This window comes from Nocardiopsis protaetiae (genome assembly GCF_045446735.1).
Lineage (GTDB): Bacteria > Actinomycetota > Actinomycetes > Streptosporangiales > Streptosporangiaceae > Nocardiopsis > Nocardiopsis protaetiae.
In genome coordinates this window covers 1-6,162 of sequence record NZ_JBJJBV010000345.1, presented here as the reverse complement: position 1 = coordinate 6,162, position 6,162 = coordinate 1, and the positions used below count along the sequence as shown (strand labels likewise).

Below are 6,162 nucleotides of genomic sequence, written 5' to 3'. Positions count from 1 at the left end.
GGCGGTGTCAGATACGGGTCTGGCTCAGCCGGGTGCGCGAGCGCTCCAGGAACCGGCGCAGCACCTCGTTGAACCGCTCGGGCCGCTCCAGGTTGGGCAGGTGCCCGGCACCCTCGACGATCTCCACCACCGAGTCCGGGATGCGCACGTGCATCGCCTCGGTGAAGTCCGGCGGGGTGAACCCGTCCTCCTGCCCCGCCACCAGCAGCGTCGGCGCCGAGATACGGCGCAGCAGCGGCAGGTGGTCGGTGCGCTCGGCCCGGCCCAGCAGCGCCGCCGCCGCACCCTCGGGCGGCGCCGCGTACATCATCGCGCGCACGTGGTCGGCCACCGCCGGCAGCTCCCGCACGTTGGCCTCGGTCATCATCCCCACGAGCATGTCGTCGGTGTAGCCGACCATGCCCTCGGCGCGCAGCCGCGCCGCCACCGCCCGCCGCGAGGCGCGCCCCTGCTCGGTCTCAGCGTAGGGGTTGGTGGCCGCCAGGATGAGGGAGTCCACCCGGTCGGGGAAGAGCCGGCACAGCTCCAGGGCGACCTGGCCGCCCATCGACAGCCCCACCACCCCCACCGCGTCCAGGCCCAGGTGCTCCAGCAGGGCCGCCAGGTCGCGGGCGAAAACGTCCATGGTGGTGACACCGGGCACGACCGTGGAGCGGCCGTACCCGCGCAGGTCCGGCGCGATCACCCGGTAGCCGCGCCCGGCCAGCGCTCTGACCTGCGGCTCCCACAAGGTGTGGTCGAAGGGGTGCCCGTGCACGAACAGCAGCGGATAGCCCACGCCGCGGTCCACATAGTGGATATCGATACCGCGCACGCGGGCCGTGCCCGTTCCGTCACCGTTCACCGGGTTCGTCTGATGTGCCACAAGAAACGATGCTATTCACCTGCGCAAGAGCATCGATCCGTCGGGGGCCGTACAAACGGCCACGGAAAGAGAGGTGGGCCGCAGGCGGTCCCTCGACGCCTACGGCCCGCACACACCGTGACCGCCGTCCTCGGGCACGGTGCCCACGTGGTGAAGACCACCACGCCCTCATCGGGGTCCAGGACACCCGACTACAGGGGGAGACGCCCGGGACACCGATCGGGTTCGATCCCCGCGACGACTTCATCGCAGGAATCATGCCCCGGACACCTCACCGGTGAAACTTTCCTACCCGTCCCCGCCCCGGGCCGATCGCCCCCCGCGCCCCAGGACGCACGCCGCCACCAGGTAGGGCGCGGCGAACACCGCGAACGCCCACCCGTGCCCGGTCAACGCGAACACCGCGGCGTACAGCGGGTAGGCGGCCGTCGTCACCAGGTCCGTGCCCAGCCCCGCCACCGAGGTGACGGTGGCCCGGCTCGACCCGGTGATGCGGTCCTGCAACCGGGCGTCGGCCACCACGCACGCCGCCTGGCACACACCGAACCCCGCACCCAGCAGCACCCACCCCGCCGCACCGCCCAGCAGCGCCCCGGCGGCGATCGCCACCGCCGCCGCGCCCGGCAGCACCGCGAACGCGCGGGCGGGCAGCCGCGAGGCCGGACCGGCCAGCAGGCCGCCCACGGTCACCCCCGCCCACACCACCGCCAACACGGCGGGCACCGCCTCAGGGGCCACCCCGTGGTCGGACACCAGCAGCGGAACGTACTCGTCGAGCATCCCCCAGAAGGAGGTGACCACGATCAGCAGCACGATGGCGCCGCGCACCCGCCGGTCGTGGCGGGCCTCGGCCAGACCGGCGCGCAGGACCGCCGTGTACTCGCGCAGGGTGGCGGGCTCGGCGTCCTCGGGATCATCGGGGTCATCCGAGCCGACGGGGCCGTCGGGGCCGGTCCCCGGGGAGGCCGCGGCGACCGGGACGGCCGGGACGGCCGGGGCGGAGGGGTGGCCGGGCCGGTGCGGGCCCGCGGGCAGCACCCCCGCCACCTGATCGGACACCCCGCCGGGGTCGGCGGGGGCGCCGTCGTCGGCGTGGGCGGGGGCCGGTGCCCCGGCACGGTGTTCGGGCAGGAACAGGGCCGCCAGCGCGCACACCGCGCACACCGCCACACTGGCCGCGCCCACCGCCGCGTACCCGCCCCAGGCCATCACCGGCACCGCCGCCAGGGTGGCCGCACCCACGGCCGCCACCCCCAGGGCCCGGGTCACGCCCATCACCCGCGCGTACCGGTCGGCCGCGCCCCGGTGGGCGAGCTCGTCGTGGACCAGCGCCTCCAGGGAGCCCGAGGACAGGGACCCGCCCAGCCCCCACAGCACGAACCCCGCGGCGAACGCCCCATAACCGGGGGCCAGCAGCCACAACAGGAACGCGGCGGCGGTGAACACCGGGGCGGCCGCCAGCAGGTACCGGCGCGGGACCACGTCGGCCAGGGCCCCGGCGGGCACCGCCGACACCAGGCCCACCCCGGACCAGAGCATGAAAAGGGAGCCGATCTGCGCCACCGACAGGCCGTGGTCGGCGAACAGCAGGGCGTAGACCGGGTACAGGAGGACGAACTCCTCCGCGGCCGCGTACACGTACAGCGGCCCGGTCAGCCGGAACACGCGCACCCCGGGGGCGCGCGAGGATTCGAGAGTCATGGAGGTCTTTCGGTCGAACGTGCAGGGGCACCGGGGAGCGGTGCCGCCGGGCGGGGCCCGGGCACGGACCGAGGACCGTCGTTGGACTTAATGTCGCTTGCGCATGGCACCAGCATACGCCGCCCGGCCCCCGCGGGGCGGGAGAACCGGGCGGTACGTGCGGTGTGCGCAGGGTGGGCAGGGGCATGGTGCGGGCGGCGGCACGGTCCGCCCCCGGAACCCGGTGGCCCCGGGGGCACCGGGTTCCGGAGGCAGCGGCACCCACCCGCCGGCGGCCGGGGCGCCACGTCCTACCGGCCCCGCCCGGCCCCTGTCAGCTGTCAGGGGGCGGTGCGGCCGCCGCCCTCCCGCCCCAGGTGGATCAGGTACTCCTCGCGCACCAGCGGGTTGCCGTCGGTGCGCTCGCGCCGGGGCGGTTCCCCCGCCACCGGGCGCAGCCCCGCCGGCCGCGACTCCCAGAACCCCTCGCCGCGGGGCAGCCCCGCCAGCGCCGCCTGGACCCGCCCCACCGTCCGGGCCGGGACGTCCCCGGCCAGCGTCCAGGTCCCCCGCCCCGGCCGGGTGTCGTGCACCCGCCCCTCCAGGCCCGCCAGCAGACCCGTCACCGGGCCCAGGGCGTCGGCGGGCACCTGCACCTCGAAGGCGTGCTCGGGCTCCAGCACCCGGGTCCCGGCCTGCTCCAGGGCGCGCAAAAGCACCATCGGCACCAGGCGGCGGAAGTCCCCCGGCACCGTCGAGGGGGTGAACCCGCTGTGGGTCATGGTCACCGCGCAGTCGATGACCCGCCACCCGTACAGGCCCTGCTCCAGGGCGCGGTGCACCGTCTCCACCACGGCCCGGTCGAACGCGGGGAAGAGCGCCCCCAGCTCCACCTCCCGGCCAAACACCGTCCCCGACCCGGGCGGGCCCGCCTCCACGCGCAGGCCCACCGTGGCGGGCCAGCCGTCCGGCGGCTGGGACTCCACCGTCTCCAGCGCCGACCCGGTGCCGGCGGGGCGCTCCACGTGCACGATGCGGCTGCGTTCGAACACCGCCCGCACCCCGAAGCCCTCGGCCAGGGTCTGGGCGATGACCTCCTTCTGCACCTCCCCGTACAGCAGCACCGACACACCCCGGCCCGGGACCGTGCGCACCGCGATGAGCGGGTCGCGGTCGGCCAGGGCGCGCAGGGCGGCGTGCAGGCGGGCCCGGTCCCGGTCGTGTTCGGGGCGGACCAGGGCCTCCAGGGAGGGGCGGGCGAAACGCGGCTCCCTCAGGGAGGGCGGCCCCAGGCGGTCGCCGACGCGCAGGTCGCCCACCCCGTGCACGCGGGCGATGTGCCCGGCGGTGAGGACCCCGGCGCCGGGGTCGCCCACCACCTCCAGGCGGGTCAGCCGCACCGGCCGCGCACGGGTGGTGCCGTCAGGGTCGCGGCGGTGCAGCGTCAGGCGCCGCCGGGCGGCCAGGGTGCCGCCGAACAGCCGCAGGTGCCCCACCCGCTCGCCGGTGGCCTCCACCGAGAACACGGTGCCGTGCGGCTCGGGGCCGCCGGTGTCGCGGGCGGCGGGCAGCAGGCCGGTCAGCGCCGCCACCAGCTCGGCCGTTCCGGCGCCGGTGATCGCCGACCCGAACAGCACCGGGTGCACCTGCGCCCGCCCCACCCGGTCGGCCAGCCGGGCCTCCAGTTCCTTGGCGGGCGGGAGCGGGCGCTCCTCCACCAGGCGGCCCAGCAGGTCCTCGTCGTGGGCGGCCAGCGCCTCGGCCACCGCACGGGAGCGCTCAAGGGCGGGCAGCGGCTCCACCCGCGCCCCCGGAGTACCCGGATCCACGACCCGGTCCAGGGCGAGGGTATCGGGGGTGAGCAGGCGGCGGACGTCGGCCAACACCCCGCCGGGACGGGCCCCCACGCGGTCCACCTTGTTGACGAACAACAACGTGGGCACCCCGGCGCGGGACAGGGTGCGCATGAGCACCCGGGTGTGGGCCTGCACGCCCTCCACCGCCGACAGCACCAGGACGGCGCCGTCCAGCACCGCCAGGGCGCGTTCGACCTCGGCCACGAAATCGGTGTGGCCGGGGGTGTCGATGAGGTTGATGCGGGCGTCGCCCACCCGCAGCGGGGCCACGGCGGTGCGCACGGTGATGCCGCGGGCGCGTTCGATGGCACCGGTGTCGGTGCGGGTGTCACCGCCGTCCACACTGCCCAGGCGGTCGATGGCACCGCTGTGGAACAGCAGGCGCTCGGTCAGGCTGGTCTTACCGGCGTCGACATGGGCGACGATACCGATGTTCACAACGGACAAGAGGCGTTTCCTCGGAGATACGGGAGCTGGTGGGCTGAGGTACTCCGTGACGTCGCCGCATGCCGCTTCCCTTGTCCGTCGGGGCCTGGTGAACGCCCCCGATCATGCACACCCCGACCCGGCGCGGCAACCGCTTTTCCTCCGCGCGTCGCACACCGCCACCGTTCCGTTACCGAACGGGTGGTGATGTTCACCCCCGGAGCGCATTGCCGGTCGTGTTCCGGTCGGACGCGGCCCAGCCCTACGACGCCCGCAACCTGTCCTTCTCCCTGGACACCCGCACCATCTCCCTGTGGACCGTGCGGGGGCGGGTCAAGGGTGTACCGTTCGTCTGCTCCCCCGACCAGCTCAAGGTGCCAGCCGAGCACAAGCGCGGTGAGGCCGATCTGGTGGTCCGGGACGGGATGTGGTTCCTGCTGGTCAGCGTGACCGTGCCCGACACCGAAGCTTATGAGCCGGGTGGGTTCCTTGGGGTGGACCCGGGCGTCGCCAACATCGCCACCACCAGCGGCGGCCGCATCATGGCCGGACGGCAGCTGAACCGGTACCGCCAACGCCAAGCCCGGCTGCGGGCCAAGCTCCAGGCCAAGGGCACCAAGTCCGCCAAGCGGCTGCTGAAGAAGCAGCGCCGCAAGGAGTCCCGCCGGGCGCGGGACGCCGACCATGTCATCTCCAAACGCATCGTGGCCGAGGCCGAACGCACCGGACGCGGCATCTCCCTCGAAGACCTCACGGGGATCCGCGCACGGGTACGTCCCACCCGTCGCCCACCACCACCCTCAACGGACGGCCTGCGGCCGCAGTTCTTTCCCGGCGCCCCAACGGGCCACGCTGCACAGCTGGGCCTTCGCCCAACTCGGGACCTTCATCTCCTACAAAGCGAAACGGGCCGGGGTACCGGTGGTGTTCGCGGACGCTGCGCACTCCTCACGCGAGTGCGCCGACTGCTCCTACACCCACCGCCACAACCGCATCTCCCAGGCCTTGTTCACTTGCCGGTCGTGCGGCGTCGTTGCGCACGCCGACCGCGATGCTTCCCGTGTCCTGGCCCGCAGGGGCCAGGAGGCGGGGAACGCGGGGCGGCGGTCACACGTCCCACCCGCACATCCCGGCTGAGGGGTGTGCAGGTCAGATTCGGTGGGCGTTCCCGGCAGCCAGTCGGGCGTTCAACCGCATGCTCGGTCCAGGAGAGCCGAGAAGCTGATCAACCGCAAGCGCGGTTACGTCCGCAACACGGTGACGCCCACCGAGTGGCGGGCCGACTACCGGATCGTGGACCGGGTGTCGGTGCCGGGGGCGCCCATCACCGACCGG

The 6,162-nt window shown here is 74.4% G+C and carries 4 protein-coding genes and 1 pseudogene; 2 read left to right on the top strand and 3 right to left on the bottom strand.

The annotated features are described in order from the left end of the window. Positions 1-7: 7 nt before the first annotated feature. The 3 genes from ACJOT3_RS31405 to ACJOT3_RS31395 all read right to left on the bottom strand — a co-directional run bounded on the left by ACJOT3_RS31405 (position 8) and on the right by ACJOT3_RS31395 (position 4,839). On the bottom strand, positions 8-814 hold the full coding sequence (locus ACJOT3_RS31405; RefSeq protein ID WP_406976755.1) for an alpha/beta fold hydrolase: 807 nt from the start codon (positions 812-814) through the stop codon (positions 8-10). A 339-nt stretch (positions 815-1,153) separates the two neighbouring features. Then, positions 1,154-2,566, bottom strand: coding sequence for an MFS transporter (locus tag ACJOT3_RS31400; protein ID WP_406976753.1), 1,413 nt, complete (start codon positions 2,564-2,566; stop codon positions 1,154-1,156). Positions 2,567-2,886: 320 nt separating this feature from the next. Further along, entirely contained in the window at positions 2,887-4,839 is a 1,953-nt protein-coding gene (locus ACJOT3_RS31395) for a GTP-binding protein (protein ID WP_406976754.1), read from the bottom strand. A gap of 113 nt (positions 4,840-4,952) precedes the next feature. Between ACJOT3_RS31395 and ACJOT3_RS31390 the strand changes: the two are divergent. Together ACJOT3_RS31390 and ACJOT3_RS31385 are read left to right on the top strand one after the other, a co-directional pair. Continuing rightward, positions 4,953-5,492, top strand: a pseudogene (locus ACJOT3_RS31390) (hypothetical protein); the annotation flags it as partial. A 19-nt stretch (positions 5,493-5,511) separates the two neighbouring features. After that, a complete protein-coding gene (locus ACJOT3_RS31385; protein WP_406976752.1) occupies positions 5,512-5,964 on the top strand; it encodes a zinc ribbon domain-containing protein in 453 nt (150 codons plus the stop codon). Positions 5,965-6,162 lie beyond the last annotated feature (198 nt).